At 44.3% G+C, this 22179-nt stretch carries 18 protein-coding genes; 2 read left to right on the top strand and 16 right to left on the bottom strand.

The features are described from left to right. Positions 1 to 134: 134 nt before the first annotated feature. The 14 genes from KHZ77_RS05150 to KHZ77_RS05085 form a co-directional block, all read right to left on the bottom strand. Positions 135 to 1325, bottom strand: coding sequence for a hypothetical protein (locus tag KHZ77_RS05150; protein ID WP_295196354.1), 1191 nt, complete (start codon positions 1323 to 1325; stop codon positions 135 to 137). 266 nt (positions 1326 to 1591) lie between these two features. Continuing rightward, positions 1592 to 1810: a hypothetical protein gene (locus KHZ77_RS05145; protein ID WP_295196352.1), complete on the bottom strand. Its 219-nt coding sequence runs from the start codon at positions 1808 to 1810 to the stop codon at positions 1592 to 1594. A gap of 238 nt (positions 1811 to 2048) precedes the next feature. After that, positions 2049 to 5840 carry a thiol reductant ABC exporter subunit CydC gene (gene cydC, locus KHZ77_RS05140; protein ID WP_295196350.1) on the bottom strand — a complete coding sequence of 1264 codons (3792 nt, stop codon included), beginning with the start codon at positions 5838 to 5840 and terminating at the stop codon, positions 2049 to 2051. Between the two features lie 248 nt (positions 5841 to 6088). Continuing rightward, positions 6089 to 6790, bottom strand: coding sequence for a PepSY domain-containing protein (locus tag KHZ77_RS05135; RefSeq protein WP_295196348.1), 702 nt, complete (start codon positions 6788 to 6790; stop codon positions 6089 to 6091). A gap of 140 nt (positions 6791 to 6930) precedes the next feature. Beyond that, entirely contained in the window at positions 6931 to 8166 is a 1236-nt protein-coding gene (locus KHZ77_RS05130) for an AI-2E family transporter (protein ID WP_295196347.1), read from the bottom strand. 56 nt (positions 8167 to 8222) lie between these two features. Then, a complete protein-coding gene (hemQ, locus tag KHZ77_RS05125; RefSeq protein WP_295196345.1) occupies positions 8223 to 9077 on the bottom strand; it encodes a hydrogen peroxide-dependent heme synthase in 855 nt (284 codons plus the stop codon). Positions 9078 to 9211: 134 nt separating this feature from the next. Then, a complete protein-coding gene (hemG, locus tag KHZ77_RS05120; protein WP_295196917.1) occupies positions 9212 to 10585 on the bottom strand; it encodes a protoporphyrinogen oxidase in 1374 nt (457 codons plus the stop codon). Continuing rightward, positions 10585 to 11580, bottom strand: coding sequence for a ferrochelatase (gene hemH / locus KHZ77_RS05115; RefSeq protein WP_295196343.1), 996 nt, complete (start codon positions 11578 to 11580; stop codon positions 10585 to 10587). The genes hemG and hemH overlap by 1 nt, the downstream gene beginning before the upstream one ends. A 10-nt stretch (positions 11581 to 11590) precedes the next feature. Beyond that, on the bottom strand, positions 11591 to 12640 hold the full coding sequence (gene hemE / locus KHZ77_RS05110) for a uroporphyrinogen decarboxylase (RefSeq protein ID WP_295196341.1): 1050 nt from the start codon (positions 12638 to 12640) through the stop codon (positions 11591 to 11593). Between the two features lie 287 nt (positions 12641 to 12927). Beyond that, the gene (locus tag KHZ77_RS05105; RefSeq protein ID WP_295196340.1) at positions 12928 to 13524 is read right to left on the bottom strand and encodes a DUF805 domain-containing protein; all 597 of its coding nucleotides are present in this window, start codon (positions 13522 to 13524) and stop codon (positions 12928 to 12930) included. A gap of 211 nt (positions 13525 to 13735) precedes the next feature. Beyond that, positions 13736 to 14152 carry a DoxX family protein gene (locus KHZ77_RS05100; protein ID WP_295196338.1) on the bottom strand — a complete coding sequence of 139 codons (417 nt, stop codon included), beginning with the start codon at positions 14150 to 14152 and terminating at the stop codon, positions 13736 to 13738. A gap of 89 nt (positions 14153 to 14241) precedes the next feature. After that, positions 14242 to 14883 carry a hypothetical protein gene (locus KHZ77_RS05095; RefSeq protein ID WP_295196337.1) on the bottom strand — a complete coding sequence of 214 codons (642 nt, stop codon included), beginning with the start codon at positions 14881 to 14883 and terminating at the stop codon, positions 14242 to 14244. Positions 14884 to 14911: 28 nt separating this feature from the next. Beyond that, positions 14912 to 16585: a glutamine--tRNA ligase/YqeY domain fusion protein gene (locus KHZ77_RS05090; protein ID WP_295196335.1), complete on the bottom strand. Its 1674-nt coding sequence runs from the start codon at positions 16583 to 16585 to the stop codon at positions 14912 to 14914. A gap of 243 nt (positions 16586 to 16828) precedes the next feature. Then, positions 16829 to 17803: a D-glycerate dehydrogenase gene (locus KHZ77_RS05085; protein ID WP_295196333.1), complete on the bottom strand. Its 975-nt coding sequence runs from the start codon at positions 17801 to 17803 to the stop codon at positions 16829 to 16831. 339 nt (positions 17804 to 18142) lie between these two features. Between KHZ77_RS05085 and KHZ77_RS05080 the strand changes: the two genes are divergently transcribed. Both KHZ77_RS05080 and KHZ77_RS05075 read left to right on the top strand, forming a co-directional pair. Next, positions 18143 to 18547, top strand: coding sequence for a hypothetical protein (locus tag KHZ77_RS05080; RefSeq protein ID WP_295196331.1), 405 nt, complete (start codon positions 18143 to 18145; stop codon positions 18545 to 18547). Between the two features lie 24 nt (positions 18548 to 18571). Then, on the top strand, positions 18572 to 19459 hold the full coding sequence (locus KHZ77_RS05075) for a fumarylacetoacetate hydrolase family protein (RefSeq protein ID WP_295196329.1): 888 nt from the start codon (positions 18572 to 18574) through the stop codon (positions 19457 to 19459). A gap of 217 nt (positions 19460 to 19676) precedes the next feature. Here the strand turns inward: KHZ77_RS05075 and gndA are convergent, their stop codons facing one another. Next, positions 19677 to 21107 carry an NADP-dependent phosphogluconate dehydrogenase gene (gene gndA, locus KHZ77_RS05070; RefSeq protein ID WP_295196328.1) on the bottom strand — a complete coding sequence of 477 codons (1431 nt, stop codon included), beginning with the start codon at positions 21105 to 21107 and terminating at the stop codon, positions 19677 to 19679. Between the two features lie 186 nt (positions 21108 to 21293). Next, positions 21294 to 22148, bottom strand: a complete 855-nt coding sequence (locus tag KHZ77_RS05065) for a DMT family transporter (RefSeq protein WP_295196326.1) — start codon at positions 22146 to 22148, stop codon at positions 21294 to 21296. Between the last annotated feature and the right edge of the window lie 31 nt (positions 22149 to 22179).

Below are 22179 nucleotides of genomic sequence, written 5' to 3'. Positions count from 1 at the left end.
AATCTTCAGAGTTTTTAGATGTAATTATAACTTTTTCCTGATTGTTGTCTGAATTGTTTCTTTTCGACATATAGAGCATCCTTTCTTAATATTTTTTCGAACTTCTTAATTAGATTATTTTAAGAAGCCGTTTATTATCTAATTAACAAAATCCATTCCAACAAGGTACATACGATGTAGGCAATGATAAACTTAACTTTCTGTTTGCGGTCCCGATCTTCGTCGGCAATGCGCAAACGCTGTGCCAGGAAGCGCTTATCACGAATCTGCAGAAGCAGGTCACGAATGCTGGCCTGACATTTTTCATCCATGGTCATGCCGTCTTTTTTCAGCGATGCCTGTTGAATGGTAATACGGCGCTGCAATTTACGCATCTGAATCTTAATGTTGTTATGAACAAATGCACTTTGCCACTTTTTACGAGAGTCAAAATACATATAAATATAGCGCGGTATGTTCATGACAATAAAACTGATGCACAAAATGCCCAGAGAAATTAAGAAGTACGTGGAGAACGAGAATTCAATCGTTTCCGTCGGTAAATAGTGATGTAAAATTACGAAACTGATCCATACGCCGATAGGCAACAGCAATACGGCCGCCATATCAACGGAACGAACCCAGCTTGTTTTTACCGGAATATCTGTAAGATTATGAGTCTCCACCTCGTCGCGGAATGCATAGTACTCCAACTGAAGGGCAGATTGCTCGGTTTTCGCATTAATCAACAACGCAGGACCTTTGGCTTCCGGAGAACGGGCCGGCCAAGGAATGAGGCGGCGAATCTGACTGTCCGGTGCCAGGTCGAAGCGAATAATCCCCTTTTTCTCAAATCGCACAGTGGAGCCGTCGTCACCAATTTCAAAAGGATTGAAGAAGGTGCCCAATAAGCTTAAGCTCCAATTGCCTAAGAGGTGAACTATGGTGTTTAAGATAAAACCGCCCATATCCACATCTGACATATTTAATTTTATAGAAAAACCCGTTGCATAGTCGTCAAACCATAAGTCTTCAATAGAATACTCGATGTTGATAACATTGCCCAACGTGGTAATTATGCCTAAATATACTTTATTATTAGGTTCAAACTCAAAAGTAACAGAGTAAAATAACCAGTGATTTCGTAATTGCGCCTTGATTATGCGATTAATCGCATCCTCTTCCACACTGATGATACGATGATCGTATAAGTTATTGGCCTCCGAGTTGCATTCGATTGTCTCAATATCTGCTTCCTCAGGAGCCACTGCCGGTAACGCATGTTTACGAGTCTTAGCGGTTACATTCTCTGCTAACTCCAATAAACGTGTTACTATATTACTCATAAATCCCCCTATGGATTTAATATGTTCTTAATATTGCAATTATACCACAGAAGGATTTATTTTCAAATACTGCACCTTTTCGGTCAGGTCAGTATGTGCCTATGAAGTTGTATTGCCGGGTATTCGGAATCCGCAAGGTTAGGAGGACTACATGAGTCTATTTGCATGAGTCTATCTGTATGAGTGTAAGTGCTTATTCAAAAAGCTTGGTTTGCGAATTACCGGAAAAGTGCCTGCACCATATTATACGAACATAAATGACACAGTTATATCGGATCCTTCAGTTTAAAGCGCATAGCTTTCGTTTCAAAGGCTCGAATCGGGGTATCGTGAACAACTGCGTTTACTTGTGTACAGCCGGTCGCTCTTAAGCGTCTTTCTGAACCACGCATTGCCATCATACCCAAATTTGCCTTTTTCATCATACCGTTCACCGATTCCTTTCTGCCTTTGTAGCAGCCCAGTAAAAAGTTTGAATCATTCAATTTATGGAAAAACGCCGTCAGAAGAGTGTTGCCTCGCTTGCAACTACCCTATAACGGCGCTTCCCTTCTTAATTTTATTGTAACTGAATCATGTCAAAATGCAATAGGACCTACAAAAGCTTTACTAAAGCCTTACGGAATCTTTAAGCTACAGCATTTCCATGGAGAATTTACAAAACTACAGCCTTTCCATGGAGAGTTTGCAAAACTATAGCCTTTCCATGGAGAGTTTGTAAAACTACAGCGTTTCCATAGACAGTTTGCGATAAGCGTAGAAGGACCCCTTCTTCGCCATCAACTCTTCGTAAGTACCGTCTTCTATAATGCGTCCTTTATCCATGAACAAAATGCGGTCCATATTTTCTAAACCGCCTAAATGATGTGTTACACAGATAACTGTCTTATCTTCCATCAGGCTGTACAGGGAGTTCTGAATCTCCTGACGCACTACCTGATCGAGGCCTTCCAACGGTTCATCCAACAAGAGTATAGGACTGTTGCGAAGCCACAAACGGGCCAAGGCAATACGCTGGCGTTGACCGCCGCTCACGCCCATACCGCCGCTGCCGATAATCGTTTTAAGCCCTTTAGGCAAGCCGTTTACCCATTCATCAAGCTTGGCAAACTTCAACGCACTCTCAAGCTCTTCAGCAGTTGCTCGCGGCTTTGCCAATCGAATATTATCTTCAATGGATGCATGGAATAAATACGTATCCTGCGTTAAGCTGCCATAAAAATCTCGGGCTTGGCTAATCGTAATGTCACGCAACTCATGATTGCCTAAGAAAATGGAACCTTCATAGGAGTAAAAACGCTCCAATAACGTAAGTAATGTGGTTTTACCGGATCCGCTCGGACCAACTAACGCCACCTTCTCTTTCGGTTTAATGGCAACCGATAAATTCTCATACACCGGCTTCGCATCATAGGCAAAGCTTACGTTTTTAAACGCAATCCCCACCGGTGCCGGATTTACATCAATATTTGATGATACCTCACCATTCACAGCCGCTTTCTCCGCCGCCAAATCTTCAACGGCCACCGGTTGCTCTGCCAAGTCCACTAAGCGACGAATCGCAGCCTTGCTTTCACGACCGTGATACCAAGCGACCGCCAATGGGCCTAAGGCTTCAAAATAGGACTGCAGGGAAATGGCCACAACAGCAATGAATACGCCTTCCTGCTGATTATGGGTCAGCGGCACCATGATGAGTGCCCCCGCTACCATCGTCAGTTGTGTAAGACCTAACAGCATGGTATCGCCCAGGTTAACACCGCGCTCTACCACATGCTGTGCCCGGCTCAACTGTTTGAACTGACCGTTTACATATGTACTTACATTACGCTCCTGCTGATAAGTCAGAATATCCATAATACCGGCCAGGCTTTCTACAATCGTATTCTTCACCGCACTGCGGCGCATCAGCGATTCGTCAATAGCCACCCGATTATGTAAATACACGCTGTAAGGAATCGCTACAGCACCTAAGAAAAATGCCAGGAGCAACAGCCATACTAAATGCATAGAGAACTGTCCTAAGAAGTACACGCCAATAATGGTCAATAATACAGCCCCTGCGGGCGGAATAATTACGCGCAAGTAGAAGAACTGTAATGTTTCAATATCCGCCATGATGCGGCCCAGCATTTCGCCTGTACTGTAACGGTTAAATACGGCCGGAGCCAACGGTTCCAGCTTTTTATAAAACCATACGCGAAGGCCATATAACCCTTGGAATGCCATGTGATGCGACACATATCGTTCAATATATCGGCACACGGCGCGGCTGATACCGAAGAAGCGAACCCCTACGATAGCCAAACTCAACGCAGCCAATTCAGGTTGCAGCGCGGCCTCTGTAATCAACCAGGCCGATGCAGTCAACAAGCCTACGTTCATAAACACGGTGAGGAACGAGAACAATAAGCTGAGCCATAACGAATTGCGTGCCGGCCCTAATACGGCAAACAAGCGACTTAACAATTCGCCTGTGGAGTGTTCTTTCTTCACACCACTTGTAAATTGCTGACTTTTAATATCTCCTGCTGCGGAAGTTCCGTCAGCTGTAATAATGTTTCCAACAGCTGTAGTTTCAGTTGAAGTTTCAGCTGTAATTTCGGTTGCGCTTCCAATTGTAACTTCAGCGCGTGCCTCATTCACTACATAAGCCGCATTCGTTTCGTCAGAACGATGCGCCATAGATGTAGTTACTTCTTCGCGAACAGCCTCAAGCGGCTGTCCCATGCCGGCCGCTACAAGGTGGCTGAAATAGCCGCCCTTTTGCACCAGCTCGTCAAAATTTCCTCGTTCTACGATAATACCGTTCTGCATAACTAACAGCTGATCGGCCCAACGCATAGTTTGCAGACGATGACCAATCATCAAAACAATGCGGTCCTTCATCAAATTCTGTAAGGCTTTCGCCAAACTCTGTTCCGTTGCCACATCGAGGTGAGCCGTAATTTCATCGAGTACAAGAATAGGCGCCTGTTTTAAGAATGCTCTAGCCAATGCAATACGCTGTTTCTGACCGCCCGACAATCCCAGACCACCTTCACCAACTACCGTATCCAAACCTTTCGGAAGTTCTCTCACGAAAGATTCCGCTTCCACCTGGCGTAAGGCTTCATAAATAGCCTCATCATCGGCATCTGAAGACATTTTAATGTTGTCGCGAAGCGTACCTTGGAACAAATGAGGTTGCTGCGGCACGAAGGTAACCAATTGACGCCAACGGCTCGCGTTTACGTCCAGCAAATCAGTACTGTCTACTAAAATACGGCCTTTCGTTGGAGCCATGAGACGCAGCAGTAAGTGAGCAATCGTACTCTTGCCCGCACCGCTCTGCCCTACCAGCATAGTTACGTGACCGCGTGCCAAGGTAAAGGAAATATTTTGAAGAAGAAAATCAGCATGTTCATTGATTTCCAATAAGTCCTTGTTAGCGTCAGACGCCACAACATGTTTAGAATTAACCCCTACATTCTCTTTACCATTATCTTTTGCAATCGTTTCAGAGTTAGACGATGCAGTTTTTTCAGAGTTGGACGATATAGTCTTATTAGAATTAGCTGCTCCATAATCATAGGTTACAGCATCAAACTCCACTTTTTCTATCAGGTTTTCAGGCATAAAAGAGCCCGAAACCGGTTCCTGCACAGGTAGTGCGAGGAATTCGTCTACTTTTGCCAGGCTGACCTGTCCGGCCATGCCTGTATGGAAGGCTGCGCCCAACTGACGGAGCGGCGCGTAAAATTCCGGCGCCAATAAAAGAACGAAGAAGGCAGGCAGGAATATTTCCTGTCCGTATAGCAACGCTACGCCCATGTACACCGCGATTAGTGCGGTACTGATTGTACTGATAAGTTCCAGCACCAAAGCGGACAAAAAGGCCACGCGCAGTACACGAAGTGTGGAATCTCTAAACTCTGCAGACAAACGCTCAATGACGCTGACCTGTTCTTCTGAACGGCCGAACAATTTAAGAGTTACAATTCCCTGCAGCACATCGAGGAAGTGACCGCTCAAGAAACTCATACGCTCCCACTGCTCTTTATTCATGGACTCCGCTTTACGACCGATTAGAATCATAAAGAACGGAATGAGCGGGAACGTAACTAATAAAATAATGGACACCCATGGCGCCGCATCAATAATGGCAATGGCCATCACGATAGGAATCATAACGGCGTAGAGCATTTGCGGCACATACCGCGCAATGTACGCCTCCACATTTTCCAGTCCGTCCGTCATCAAGTGAACTACATCACCATGCCGTTCCCCTGTAAACGGTCCAAGCCGCATCAGATGTGTCCAAATTCGATGACGCAGTTCTTCTTTAGCTTCACCGGCCAAATCCTGCGCTACCTGCTCCTGCAGGTACGTAGCTCCGAGGCGTACCGCAATGGCTACTAACAAACAAAGTATTGTAGCCTGCACATCCGCCAGACTCTTCCCTTCAAAGAAGGTCTCATTAATTAAATTGGCAAAGAACCAGGCCTGGCCTACAATTGCCAACGTTCCTAACAAGCTAAAACTCCCTAGCTTTATAGCCTTTCCCTTTAAACGAATTAGCTCATCCCGAGCAGTTTTAACTATCACATAGGCCTCCTATGATAAAAAACTATGGTAAATAAAAATTATAGTAAATAAAAAAGGTAAATGCAAATTATGATAAATACAAATCATAGCAAATACAAACTATGGTAAGTACAAAATCTAACAAAATGCGTTATATCACAAAAAAAGCACATGCGGCGCATGTGCTTTAATTTTGCTTATCTGAACATTTGTGGTACGAACCAAGTATCTTCATCACTTACTTCAGCATCTGCACCGTCATCGCTGATGATCATCGGTACAGGATCGCTTACGGAGGTGATTTCACCGGTCATGGCATTCAGCGTAATATCAACTTTTTCGCCATTGCGATATACAGCCACTACATAAGTAGTTTCGCCATTTTCAGTGGATAAAATCCAACCTTTGCTAAGAGCGTCCTGACCAATCTTAGCAACAGCAATCGATTCCGCTTTCTTAGGATCCATTACATTCAATGGATTGAAAATGCGGTTAGGAATATCTTTTTCCTTGCGCTCTACAGTTTCTTTAATAATTTTAGATGTAATAACATCAATCTGTAATTTGTATGTATTTTTAACCGTATAGCCCACTACTTCATAATAGAAACGACCTTTTGCAGGTTGCAAAGAAATGGAGTGAATGGCGGAATTTGGATATTTTGCCAAGAAGATACCGGCTACTTCGCGCATGCTGAGAACCATGGACTGATTGTTTTCACGGTTAGTCAACTGCACTGTGTTCGTGTTAGTCTGTGCCGGTGCATCAGATTTTATATCAATAGCTACACCGTTGGACTTCGTTGCATCAGCTGCAGATACAGTACCCATGGTGCTAAGCGAAAAAGCGCTTACAGCCATAACTCCGGCAACTGCCAGAGACATTACTCGTTTATTCATTATAGACCTCCTATATACAAATATACTTTAGTATATCACATAGAGTATTGGTTCTCAATGAGACATTTTATATGTATATCGCATATAACATCAGTTTTAATACAATTTTTGATTTACGTTAAACAGTATCTCCCTGCAGTTTATTTTTTATCACTATCCGCCGCTGGGGTTTCAACAATTTTCACTTCCACCTGTTGAACCTCAATTTTAGATTCAGCTTTCTGACGTTCTTTTTTACGCTGTTCTACGTATTCATCATGCTGCGCCTTGTGCTGCAAACGTTCGTCCACATCTTCGCGCACCAATTTATACACCGTAGCCACAATTGGCACGCTGAGTAAAATGCCCGGTACACCGTACAAAGTACCACCAATGGTGATAGCCGCAAATACCCAGATGCCCGGCAATCCCACGGAGCTGCCCACAATTTTAGGGTAAATGAAGTTACCTTCCAATTGCTGCATCACTACGAGAACAATGATAAAAATCAACGCATCCATCGGACTCACGGACAAGAGCATGATAAGGCCCATGGCACCGCCAATATAGGCGCCCAATAACGGAACCAATGCAGTCAAACCGATTACGCAACCGATAGTCAATGCATATGGTACGGAGAAAACGGCAAGACCTGCGCCAACCATAACGCCCAGGATGAGAGCATCTAAAAACTGACCGATGAAGAAACTGCTGAATACCTGACTGGCCGTGCGCCAAATATGAGACAACTGACCAACTCGATATTCTCTTCCGTAGGCTCTGAATAAACGGCCCAATTGGGAACGAAGTTTTTCTTTGTCCAACAATACATAAATGGCAAAAATAAGACCAATTACGAAGTTGAACACCATTTCCACCGTATCGCTCATGGTCTGCACAATATAACGACCGCTGTCGGCGCCGAATTTACGAAGATTATCTGCGTAATTTTCCGGTGCAATCGTATTCATTACGCCGGACGATGTCAACGCCGGTGTGTTGCTGATGAAGTTGTTAATATACTTCATACTATCGTTATACAGTCCCGGAATAGCCTGTACGATAATGCTCAAGGAATGTACCAGCTGTGGAATCGCCATCCAGCCAACAATGATGATTGCCAGCAATACGGCTAAAATCGCCAATATAATACATACGGGACGACGTGATTCAACGACCCATTTATTGGTACTCTTCGGTGCATAGATTTGTTCAAAACGTTTTACTATGATATTGAGTATAAAAGCAATTAAAACGCCCCACACAAGCGGCATAACCGCGTTAACGCCGGTGCGCAATATAACCAGTAATGAGTCAAATCGGATGGCAATGAGGAAAACAATGCCCGCCAAAATAATTAACGTTACAATGTGTTTATATTCTTTTAATGGATTCATACTTATGTCACTCTTTTTTCTAGCGTACTCCTCTTACAAAGGATACGAAACTACTTTTATGCAAATAAATGATCTAATGAAGCCTCATCTAAAATGGTGCCTACTGTAAATGGTCCGAAAATACCGAATCGGGCACTTACTTCGTCAAAGCGCATTTCGTTTACGATTTTTTTGAACTGAACCGGATCATCGGACGTGAGTGTAATACCCCATTCCCAATCATCAAGACCGCAAGCGCCGGTAGTGAATTCTTTAATGGTGTCTTCGTATTTCTTGCCGATTTGACCATGAGAACGCATCATACGGCCACGTTCTTCACGCGGTGTCATGTACCAGTTATCTGTCAAATGACGCTGTTTGCTCATAGGATAGAAGCACATGTATTTTAAACGAGGAACTTTCGGATACAGGCGAGCCTGTACTTTCGGATGATTAATGTCGGCTTTAAAATAGTTACTTACTTCAATTACGGACACGAAGGATGCTGTTGGAATCAACACGGCGCCGATAGCCAATTTGCGAAGCTGAGTTTCACGAGCCGTTACTTCTTCCAATGTAGGCTCTAAGAACCATACCAGTAAATCGCCTTTTTGACCGGCCACATTATATAAGGCATAGCTTGAAGTTTCTGCTTCATGACCTTTTTCCAATTCTGCAATGAACGCTTTGAATTCGCTCAGTGCAGCCGCCTGTTTTGTAGCTTCCCAGGATTTCCAAGCCTGAAAATCAATGCGGTACGTAGCATGAATGCTGAACCAGCCTTCGTAAGTAAGAACAGCCGGAGATTTTACTTCGCCGTCTTCCTGACCATGACCATGTCCGTGACCATGACCGCCTTTATGTGCGTGGCCTGCATCTGCCAAATTTGAATTGTGAATTCCCATACCGTGATGAATCTTTTGTTCTTCCATCGGACTTCCTCCTTTATCGTTTTATGGGTTTGAATAGCATAAATAGCTTTAACAGTTTATAGCGTTATTCGCTTTAATAGCATTTACAATTGTAACAGTTTTAACAATTTTAACGCTTTAACTTGCTTTTAACATTATCGTTTTAAAAAGTGTTTATCAACTAAGGCTTTTGCTTGACGTACTCCGTCCGGCATACCGACGCCGTCAAACGGTGTACCGATCATGTGAAGACCCGGGTAGGCTTTCGCTGCATAGGTAGTAACTCGTTCAATCATGTCACGATGTCCTACCTTATATTGCGGCATGCTCTTGTTGAGTCGGGTTAATTCCACCCACAAAGGTTTTGCCGTAAAGCCCATGATTTTCTGGATTTCTTCCAAGGCCAATACTTTCAAACCTTCCTCATCCAAGCGCTGCACCGTATCATCGCCCGGCTTGCCCATGAACACGCGGAGCACTACGCGATTATCCGGCGTCGTCTGCGGCCATTTCGCACTAATATATGTGCAGGCCGTAAGCGGCGTGTCGCATTTACGGGTAATAACAAAGCCCGTGCCGTCCAGTTTGGCGTCAAAGGTGGCCTTGTCAAAGCCCATAATAGCGATGGCGCAGGACGATAAATCCATATCGATCAATTCGTTAAACGCCGCATCATGGCGGAACCATGGTGCATAGCTTTGCGGCGGCGTCGTAATAATCAATTCGTCATACGGAGTTTTAGCCGTACCGCCCAACACATAGCCTGCATCAGTCTTCTCAATACTTGTTACATCCGTATTTTTATATAATGTCACATTGGCCGGCATCTGTGCCACTAAAGCATCGATAATCGATTCCAAACCGCCGGTAAGCTGACGGAACTGGCCGCTCGGCTTAGTTCCTGACGTACCGCGCTGTTTACGGGCCGCCAACATACCTTTTACCATGTTGCCGTATTTTCGTTCCATGGCATGAAACTCAGGGAACGTGGCATCAAGGCTCAATTCGTAAATATTGCCACCATAAATCCCCGACAAGAGCGGTTCGATCAACTTATCCATCATTTCACTACCCAGATGGTATTTGAAAAATTCCCCGATAGACACGTCGCCATCCGTTGGATACGGGCTCTTGAAGAAATCCTGACCGGCTCTGATTTTAGCAGGCCACGAAAGCAAAGTGGACTTTGCAAACGGAATAAACTCTGTAGGAATCCCTACGATAGAGCCGCCCGGAATCGGGAACATGCGGTTTTCATTGTAAATATAAGCCTGACCGGTCGCATTGGTTACAATCGTATCGCCTAAGCCCAACTCGTTAATTAAGTCGGTCATGGCCGTCTTGCGCGCCAAATAAGAGTCAGGACCTACTTCCACCACATAGCCGTCCACGCGCTTTGTCTTGAGTTTACCGCCAAAACGGCTGTCTTTTTCGTATAAATGAATCTGCCAATTCGGTTGCGCCTGGCTGAGGTAATGGGCCGTTGACAAACCGGTCAATCCTCCGCCGATAATCGCTACTCTCCTCATCATTTCACCTCGTTACTGTTCATTTGCCGCCTAACCGCCTGGGCCATGGCTTTTACGAAAAGCCCGTCCCCGTTAGGCATTGGAACTCGTTTGTACGCGAGTCCCAGTGTATCACAAAGATCCTTACAGACCTTGTCATTATCGTATAAAATTTCCAAATGGTCACACACAAAGCCGATAGGCACATAAATAAGTTTCGTCACCGTATCGCTGAATTCCTTCGTCACGTCCAACACATCCGGCGTGAGCCAGTCACCACGTACACCGGCGCTTTGCCAGGCCATTTTATAAGAATCAATTCCTACCTTGCGTGCAATGGTATGAGCGGTCTCTTCCACAATCTGCGGATATGTATCGCCCATGTGAATTACATGGTAAGGCAAACTGTGAGCGGTAAACACAACTCCAATTTGCTCCCCCCGCAAAGGTGGCGCATTGTTCCCTTGCGGTTCAGACACAGTCTCTAGCTGCTCACGAGCTGCATTGTTCCCTTGCGCCGCTTCATGCAGAGCATTCGTTAACGCACCTGCCCAGTAGTCGATAAACTCCGGTTCATCGTTCCACGCAGGTACTTCGTAAAGTTTCAAATCATATCGGTTAGCTCGCCGACGGGCGCGCTCAAAATAGGAGGCCGTGGCAAACATGGAAAAATACGGTGCCATGACAATCGCCACCGCTTCCGTAATACCCGCCTCATGCATTTGAGTCACTGCGTCTTCAATGGTGGGCTCAATGTGTTTGTTGCCGATAAACAGCTCATACTCCACATCTTGCGCACTTTCATTTAATTGACGCTCCAGCTCACGAGCCTGAATTTCCGTTAATTTTGCCAAGGGCGACAAGCCGCCGATGGCCGCATATCGCTGCTTGAGATTCTCCACCTCTTCTTCGGTAGGCGGATAACCGCGGCGAATATGTGTATAGTAAGGCAAAATATCTGATTCCTTGCGAGGCGTGCCATAGGACATAACCAACAATCCTACTCTTCGTTTCATATAGCCCCGCCTATCGTGCGGTCACACTGTGAACATAGTCCACAATCCGCTTCAACACATCAGGATTTGCTTCCGGCACAACACCGTGCCCCAAGTTAAATATATGAGCGCCTTCGCGACCTACAGCGACGCTATGGCGACGACCTTCTTCAAGAATGCGATCAATCTGCGTTTTAATGATTGACCAGTCCGCAAATAAATAGGCCGGGTCAAGATTGCCCTGCACTGTTTGCGTAATCCCCATGTTAGTAGCATCGGAAATCGGCGAACGCCAGTCGAGGCCCACCACATCAAGAGGCAATGTTTTCCATTGCGGCAATAAATGGTACGTACCTACGCCAAACATTGTTACCGGCACCTCCGGATGCTTCGCTTTTAAAGTACTTACCAATTGATTCATAAATGGATAAATGCGCGCTTCATATTCCAAAGCACTTACGGCACCTACCCAGGAGTCGAAAATTTGAACGGCCTTCGCACCGGCATTAATTTGCGCATCTAAATAAACGATGCTCATGTCGGTCAATGTTTCCATCAGCGCATCCCACAGTTCAGGACGGGATACCAACATCTGACGTGTTTTCTGATAGTTTTTCGAAGGGCCTCCTTCGATCATGTAGCTGGCCAAAGTAAATGGGGCACCACAGAAACCAATAAGCGGCACATTGAGCTGCTCTTCGGTTAATAATCGAATGGTTTCTAAAATATGCGGCAATGATTCTTCCGGAACGAGCGGACGAAGTGCCTCCACATCAGCATCCGTGCGAATCGGATTGTCGATTACCGGCCCGATGCCGGACTTGAGTTCCACATTCACCCCGATAGGCAACAGCGGCGTCATAATATCCTTATATAAAATAGCGGCGTCCACATTGTATTCCTCAACAGGAAGCCTCGTTATATACGCGCAAAGTTCCGGTTGTTGTGTAATCTCGAACAAAGAATACTTCTCTTTAATTCGGCGATATTCAGCTTGACTACGGCCCGCCTGGCGCATAAACCACACCGGACAGTGCGTAGTGTTCTCCCCTTGGATAGTTTTTAAATATGTCAAATTCATTAATTATGTCTTCTTTCTATTAGATTACGGTCATATAATTAAGTTTACCATTTTATGCGCATAAAATAAAATATCTTTATGTGTTTTGCCCCATTAATTATATAAAAAAGAATACCCCCTGCCATTCTTTTGGGATTGATTTTTTTGACAGTTGCACTCTCTCCTTAAGGGTATAAAAAATTCCGAGCAACCATTCAGATTACTCGGAATTAAAAACCTAACGTGCACCAACTCGGAATTTAAACGCTAATATATAACAGCCACTGCTTATCTACAGTAAGTAAATTTTATTTTGGATCGCCCCATTCATTAGAGGCTCCATGGGTTGGCAAAACCAATCCTATAATATAAGGAAGTAAGGTATAAAGAAATATCCAAGCAGCGGTAGACTCTATATCAAATAAATTGGTCGCTAATTTAGCAACTAGATAATAGCCACCCAAATAATAGCCTGAATAGTTCGCATCGTGGAATCTCTTAACGACACATCTTGCAAAGCCCCATAGAACAGCCAAGAGACCAATCAACACGATATAATAACCGATAGTCCCAAGACTGCGTTTTATTTCCCGATCAGTCATATCGGCTATTAACAACAAACCAATAGCGAAAATTAAAAAATATCCTAACGCACGCCACCAATACTCACTTCGATTATAACGGCCCGGAATATCCTTAAACAAATCCGTCCAGCTGAAACTTTCTTCAGATTGTGCTTCAGTCGTGGTCGCATTAGCTGCGTTAGCATTGGGATTTGCCACATTGGGATTAGGCGTAATGTTCGGATTAGGATTTGCTTCTCCAATAGAGCTTACCTGAGTTCCGCATTTACTACAGAAGCGAGCGTCATCTTTTAATTTTTGTCCACAATTTTCACAAAACATAATTACTCCTTTTGAAAAATCTTATACTCAACTTAACTACTCTGAAGGTGGTCCCCATTTGTTGGATTCAGGATAATCCCCTATTCATTTTAAATTCATATATATCCATTTTATCGATAAATTAGATTTTAATCAAGATACATAAAAAGACTATACTTGCTACATTTTATACAGCAAGTATAGTCTCATAAATACGAAAATATTCAGTTTTTTATCGTTTCACAAACATAGCATCAACGCTATAACGGCCAGGGCCTGCGATAAACAACATGATGGCACCGAACATCATCTGAGATGGATAGTCCCACGCGAAGAAACCGCTGTCCAATTTTACCAAGGTGGCCACGAGCAAGGTGCCGGCAATCATGAGGGCGCCGAGTCGTGTGAGGAAGCCAAAAATGACTAAGATGCCGCCGATAATTTCGAGGGCTGCCGCCAAGGTGCCAAGGAGTAAAAATCCGTCCGGTACACCGAACTGAGCCATAGCAGATCCTACGGAGTATAAAACTTTGCTGCCGCCGGCAAATTTAAAATACCCATGAGCAATCATAGAAAGGCCGAACACGATGCGATAGAAGAACAAGCCTGCATCCTGATGGCGGAATAAATTATGAAATAAAATGTTCATTACGATAAGTCCTTTCTCAAAAACCTGTATGCAGTTTTTCAGTAAAAAACTGCCATAGCAACAAAGCGCTGCTATGGCAATTATAATACTTATTTATATACTTTTGCAAAGTCTGCCAAACGCGGCCACAAGTCGCTGTCGTCACCGCTGTTCAAGCCGATAACGCGGATGCTCGTACCGAAATACAAGTTATCATATACAACTACATGCAATGTATCCGAGTACGTCTTCAAATCTTCATACGTATCTACGCGTACAGTCCCTGCATAAGAACCGTTTTTCTGCTTTGTAAGCGGCGTAACTACCGTATAAGGACGAGTCGGATTATCGCCATTGTCATTAATGTATTCAGCCACTTCCGCTACATACTTCGCATCGTTATCTTTTTGGCCTTTTATGGAAATAACAGGCATGGTACCGTCAATACCAAAGAACTGCAAACCTGTAGCCCCCAAGCGAATATCAGCAATTACGCCATAGCGAAACTCGTTGTTCTGCTTGTAACGCAACTGATACACTTCCGTATCCAATACGCCCCAGCCCAATAAATACGTATTAATATCTTGTTTATTGGTTAACAGAGATGTTTGCGCTCCTTTTTGAAGCGTCACACCTGCAGGCACTTTCACGGAATGTATATCAACAACCTTGTTGCTCGCCGCAAAGCTTACAGCGGAAACACTGAGTGCCAAGGACAGCAATAGCGCCGTTCCCCACAACTTAATTTTCATACCTTAACTCCTCTTTGGTTATACGAAATCATCCTTTTTTCTGCATTTTAGCCCAGCTGTCGCGAAGACCCACAATGCGGTTCATCACGATATGATCTTCTGTGCTGTCCAAGTCAGTTACAAAGTAGCCCTGACGCAAGAATTGGAAATGATCGCCCGGTTTTGTTGTTTTAAAAGCCGGTTCCCCTTTACCATGCATTACAGTAAGGGAGTTTGGATTAAGCTGCGCCAAGAAGTCCTTGCTGTCCACTTCTTCATCATCAGTTTTGAGCAAGTAATCATATAAACGAAGTTCCATATCCACTGCCGTGGATGCTTCTACCCAGTGAAGCGTGCCTTTTACTTTGCGCTGACTGCCGCTGCCGCTCTTCGTTTCAGGATCATAGGTACAATGAATTTCCTTAATGGAGCCGTCTTCGTTCTTAATCACTTCATCGCACATAACGATGTAAGCGCCTTTTAAACGAACTTCTTTACCAGGCGTCATGCGGAAGAATTTCTTCACAGGTACTTCCATGAAGTCGTCCTGTTCGATGTAAATTTCACGACCGAATGGAACTTCACGAGTGCCCATTTCTTCATTTTCAGGGTTATTTTCGATAGTCACCATTTCAATCTGGCCTTCCGGATAGTTAGTAATAACCACTTTCACCGGATTTACTACAGCCATCTGACGAGGTGCTTTCAATTTCAAGTCTTCGCGGATACAGAATTCCAAGAGCGCAATATCTACCACGCTGTCCGCTTTTGCCACGCCGATGCGCTGACAGAAGTCACGAATCGCTGCCGGCGTATAGCCGCGACGGCGCAAACCGGAAATGGTAGGCATACGAGGATCGTCCCAGCCGCTTACGAGGTTTTGTTCAACCAACTGACGAAGCTTACGTTTACTCATTACCATGTTAGTAATATTCAAACGGGCAAATTCAATCTGCTGTGGTTTTTCCTTGTCAGGCCATTCTTCAAGAACCCAGTTGTATAGCGGGCGATGCACTTCGAATTCCAACGTACATACGGAGTGCGTAATGCGTTCAATCGCATCTTCTACCGGATGTGCGTAGTCGTACATCGGATAAATGCACCATTTGTCGCCCGTGCGATGATGGGATGCATGTAAAATACGATATAATACAGGGTCGCGCATTACAATGTTAGGCGAAGCCATGTCGATCTTAGCGCGGAGTACTTTTTCCCCGTCCTTATACTTGCCTTCCTTCATTTCTTCGAAAAGACGCAAGTTTTCTTCAACGGAGCGGTCGCGGAATGGGCTGTTTACGCCCGGTTTGGAGAAATCGCCACGATTTTCCTTAATCTGTTCCGGTGTCTGATCATCCACATAAGCGCGGCCTTTTTTAATCAATTCCACGGCGTAGTCATACATGGTGTCGAAATAGTCGGATGCGAAATATTCGCGGTCTTCCCAGTCGAAGCCGAGCCACTTCACATCATTTTCTATGGAATTAACATATTCCACATCTTCCTTAACAGGGTTTGTATCATCAAAACGAAGATTCGTCAGGCCTTTATACGTTTCACCGAGGCCAAAGTTCAGGCAAATGGACTTAGCGTGTCCAATGTGCAAATAGCCGTTCGGTTCAGGCGGGAAACGAGTGTGTACACGATTGCCGTACACTCCTTCTTCATTATCTTTATTAATAATCGCCTCTATAAAATTAACACTTTCATTAGTTGGTGCTTCCACGAACCATCATCCTTTCTATAAGTAATCTATCAAATAATTTTACCATAGTTTCACGTTTTTTTACAGCCATAGATAGCTTTATGTTTTTATAAATAAGCTTTAATTTTTATAGATAGCTTTACGCTTCTATAGCAATATATAACAATAATAGTTTTATAATTTTTCAGTAATAGATAGCTTCATAGTCATAGATAGTTTCATGTATTTACAGCAATGATCGTTTATATTTTCTACAGACGCAATCTATTTGTAATTGACTTCAGGATTTACACAAGTCTTCAATGGTTTTTCTTGTAAACCGAGTAAAATGTTATCCGCCGTAAGGAATGCCATGTCGCGACGGGTGCGGTCAGTGTAAGAACCGATATGTGGCACCACTAAGGCTTTACCGGTTTTCAATAATGGATGGTCGCCAGGTAATGGTTCAGGATCGGTAACGTCCAACGCAGCGTACTCGATTTCGCCATTGTTAAGAGCCCATACAAGTGCGTCCGTATCAACAATCTTGCCACGGCCTACGTTTACGAAAAGAGCGGTCTTCTTCATTTTCATAAATGCTTCTTTATTAATCATATGATAGGTTTCGTCTGTAAGCGGTGCCATGACGAGAACTACGTCACTGGTTTCCAGCAATTCGTCCAATGGCTTATAGGTTGTTACATATAAATGATCGTCCTTGCGTGGATGACGGTTGTTGTAAATAACAGTCATGCCGAATGCGCGGGCACGGCGGGAAATGGACACACCGATGCTGCCCATGCCGATAATCCCCAATGTAGTGCGGCTTAAGTCGCGGCCTTTAATTGGAGCCTCACCATTGCCCCAACGACCGGATGTTACAAATTCGTAGTTTTCTAAAATGCGACGGCTTGCCGTTGCCACCAATGTGAATGCCAATTCTGCAACTGTTTCAGTTAAAACGTCAGGTGTATTACCATAAGGAATCTTGGCAGCTGTCAAATCGGCAATATTTACATTATCATAACCGACGGAAGACTGAGCAATAACCTTCAAGTTTGGCGCATTAGCTACCAAATCCGCATCAACGGAAACACCGTTTACACTCCACAATGCGTCTGCATCTTTCAACCATTCCTTTAACAAGTCACGTGGCATTACGCCCGGTTCCTGCCATTGTTTTATCGTCACATGCTCCCCTAAATAAGCCAAAGCATCTTTTCTTGCAAATCCCGGTACAACAACAACTGGTTTACTCATTTTAATTCCTCCCGGTTCTGAACGGAGCCCTGCCCCATTCTATAGATAACCAACTTCGAAAAGCGAATTTCAGATAAAAAACATGTTCCAAATCTGATTATTCTCTATTTTAGTATTATAACATTATTTCCTTTGTTATAAGATATAATATTCAATTCTCCAACGACGAATAAATTGTATCTTGTAACCTCATGTATTATTATTCTCAATTCAATGTATTACTTTATCATTTTTATTTTTTATGTTATAGTTGAATTAAATAATAGTCGGAATTCAACAATCCCTATTGTTATATTTATACTTATAACAGAACATTGTACTTTGAAAAGAGGATCTATTATGGCAATCATCGATACATTACCCGAAAAAGAGGTAACTCTGAGAGAATTCAAATCTGCGCTGAATAAGATTATGGCGGACTACAATATGAATAATCCTGTGATGATTACGATCACAGAAGACGGCACTAAGAAAACCTTTTCTCTAGTGCCTAAACGCATGCGCCGCCGTTCCAACGGAGAAGCCTTTTCTATCAAAGAAATCCCTTTCAGCAATTTGGAGTCTACGAAAGAGCCAGGCACGTATATCGCCATCGATACCTTTAACATTGCCGAAAACACACCGATTCCTTTTGTATATGGTCTTTACATTGATTTCAACCTGGAACGGGATTTACGTTTTTTTAACGACCGCGAAAGTTGTGTTAAATGGTTAAGTAAAAAAATTAAATTACTGGAAAAGTAAGGTTTGGGAATTAAGGAGGACATCATGAAAATTGCAAGTTTTACCGCTCCCAGCGGCTTCAAACAATGGGGCGTAATCGATGATGAGTCACAAACAATCCTCGGCAGTGCCGATTTAGAAGAAGCGTACTTCACATTTTTACCGGAAACAATCGAAGAATTAATCAGCTTCGGCGACGAAGGCATCTTAGCCTTGGCTACGGCGCTGGAAAAACATCGTGAAACACCGGTTGCCATTCCGTACCATCTGGATGAAGTTGTGTTGGATGCTCCACTCCGTCCAAGCCGCAATATTATTTGCGTCGGCAAAAACTATCACGACCATGTTGTTGAGTACGACAAAACAGCGGTTGAACCGGAAGTGCCAATTTTCTTTACGAAAATGCCAAGCACCGTAATCGGACCTAAACAACCGATTCCACTCCATCGCAATGCCACCTCGAAAGTAGACTACGAAGGCGAATTAGCTATCGTAATCGGCAAACGAGGTTCTCAAATTCCTGAAGATGAAGCGTTTGAACATATCTTCGGCTACACCATCGTGAACGATGTAACAGCCCGCGACTTACAGCGCCGCCATCAACAGTGGTTCTTAGGCAAGAGCCTCGACGGTTTCTGCCCTATGGGGCCGGCCATCCTCATTGGTGACAAACAGCCGAAACACTTCGAATTGCGCACCTACGTAAATGGTGAACTTCGTCAATCTGCTTCCACGGAAGATTTAATCTTCTCCATCCCTAAACTGATTCACACAATCAGCCAAGGCATCACGTTGGAACCGGGCGACATCATCTCCACCGGCACACCGGCCGGCGTTGGTATCGGCTTCAATCCGGAACGCTTCCTCGAAGAAGACGATTTGGTGTCCATCACCATCCCTGAAATCGGAACCTTGGAAAATCCGGTTCGCTAATGAAGTTAAAAGCTTAATCGTAAATAATGCTGGAGCAGTATCACAGCAAGATTTGAACATAGTAACAGCTTAATAACAAAAACAATCCCCCTTGCGGAATACCGCGAGGGGGATTTTAATTATAAGCTATGTCATCCCGGCTCGTATCATTCCGCTCTATCCGTTTTTGGGTAAAGTGAAATATTCGAGCCGGTTTTCTTTTTAGCTTTTTATTTTATTATTTGCTTTCCAATTCAGCTTCCCATTCAGTGTGGAATGTGCCTTCTTTGTCAGTGCGTTCGTAAGTATGAGCACCGAAGAAGTCGCGCTGTGCCTGGATCATATTGGCAGGTAAGCTGCCGCGACGGTAGCTGTCGTAGTAATCCAAGGATGCGGAGAATGCAGGTGTTGGGATACCGAAACGTTTTGCTTCGATAATCGCTTCACGCCATTTTGCCTGATGTTCTTCAATCGCCTGGATGAAGAATGGATCCAACAAGAGGTTGGACAATTCAGGATTGCGTTCGAAAGCTTTCTTGATATCTTCCAAGAATACGGCACGAATGATACAGCCGCCGCGCCATAAGAGCGCCATGTCACCGAAGTTGATGTTCCAGTTGTATTCTTTAGCAGCCGCTTTAATCAATGCAAAGCCCTGTGCGTAAGAACAAATTTTGGAAGCGTATAAAGCGGAGTGAATCGCATCGATAAATGCTTTCTTGTCGCCTTTGTATTCGCCTTCAGGTCCTTTAAGCTGTTTAGCCGCTTCAACGCGTTCGTCTTTGTAAGCAGACATGCCGCGTGCAAATACTGCTTCAGCAATTGTAGGAATTGGCACGCCCAAATCAAGCGCTTCCTGACTGGTCCATTTACCGGTACCTTTTTGACCTGCTTTGTCGAGGATTTTTTCCAATAAGGCTTCGCCGGTTTCTTTGTCGCGTACGCGTAAAATCTTAGACGTAATTTCGATTAAATAGGAGTCCAACACGCCTTTATTCCATTCAGTGAACACGTCAGCCATTTCTTCAGCGCTCATGTGAAGTAATTCTTTCATCATGAAGTATGCTTCGGAAATTAACTGCATATCACCGTATTCGATGCCGTTGTGCACCATTTTTACATAGTGGCCGGCACCGTCATCGCCTACATAGCTGCAGCAAGGGCCGTCTGCTACCTGTGCCGCAATAGCTGTGTAGATTTTTTCCACTTCTTTGTAGGAAGATTCGTTACCGCCCGGCATCAAGCTTGGACCGTTAAGAGCCCCTTCTTCACCACCGGAAACGCCTACGCCTAAGAAACGGAAACCTTTAGCTTCCAATTCCTGGCTGCGACGACGAGTGTCCTTAAAGTAGGAGTTACCGCCATCGATTAAAATGTCGCCTTTGTCCAAGAATGGCAAGAAAGCGGCAATCATATCGTCTACAGGCTGACCTGCTTTTACGAGGAACATGATCTTACGAGGTTTTTCGAGCATGTTTACGAACTCTTCAGGGGTGTGTGCACCGCCGATAGTTCCTTCATGACCGTATTTTTCTAAAAATTCATCAGTTTTCTTAGGCGTACGGTTGTAAACAGCAATGCTGAAACCTTTATGTGCCACATTACGAGCCAAGTTCTGACCCATAACTGCCAAACCGACTAAACCAAATTCATACTTCTTGTTTTCCATAATTCATCTCCTCCGTCATAACCTGACAGCGCACCACGGCACTGCCCGCTACAACTACTTTTCAATGTTTTAAAATCTTATAAATACTTTAAAAACATCATTGCTTTGTATTTGCCCTTACAACCGGGTAAGTTCGCTATGCAAACTTGCCGCGCCTTCGACCGGGCAATCCGTACAAAGTTAAAACTACTGCCCCGCATGTTGCTCTTTTAATCGGGCAATCATGACAGATGCTAAAAACATAATCACACCGGCACTTACGGTAATCCATGTAAGTGTTTCCCCGAAAATGAGGAAGCCCCACATGGCGTTAAAGAAGACGCCGATATATTGTAAAAACTGTGCCACAACGGCGTTGGTAACAATGAACGCACCGGTCATGAAAAATTGGGCAAACACGGATATACCGCCGATGATGGCGATGATGATCCACTGACGTGTGTCAGGCCATACAAAGTTCTGCCACATCAGTGCTCCGCCCACCAGCATGGTCGTTACGAGGAAATAAAACATAATTTCGTAACTGCTGTGTGCCCCGGTGAGGCTTAATTTTCGAATCGTCGTATAGGCAGCGGCCGCAAAGGCGGCACCGCCGATAGCGTACAACGAATACCAGTGGAAATCATTGAACGACCATGGACGAACCATGATGACAACGGCCACGAAAATCGCCAATAACCATATACCGGCACCTTTCGGAATTGATTCATGCAGTACAAGGGTACTGAAAATGAATACGAAAATACCGGACAGTTGGAACAAAATGGACGCATCGGCCAGATTCATGTAGGCCAATGCGATAAAGTTCAGTAATGTACCAACACCGCCGAAAATACCGCGAATGGTCAACATGCCGCGATGCTCCGTGGAGAACGGAATTTTCTTCGCCCACATGTAGCCGAGCACGGCTACCGTGCCGATGAGACCGCGGAAAAAAGTAATTTCCGAAGCCGGCATGCCCTGCCCCAACATTTTTACAAACACGTTCATAATACTAAATGCCAACGCTGATGATATGGCATAGAAAAAAGCTTTCTTCACTATGTCACTACTTTCTAGATGATAGGAACGA

It is taken from the genome of Veillonella sp. (assembly GCF_018364065.1).
Taxonomy (GTDB): Bacteria; Bacillota; Negativicutes; order Veillonellales; family Veillonellaceae; genus Veillonella_A.
This window is presented reverse-complemented; position numbering and strand designations above follow the sequence as displayed.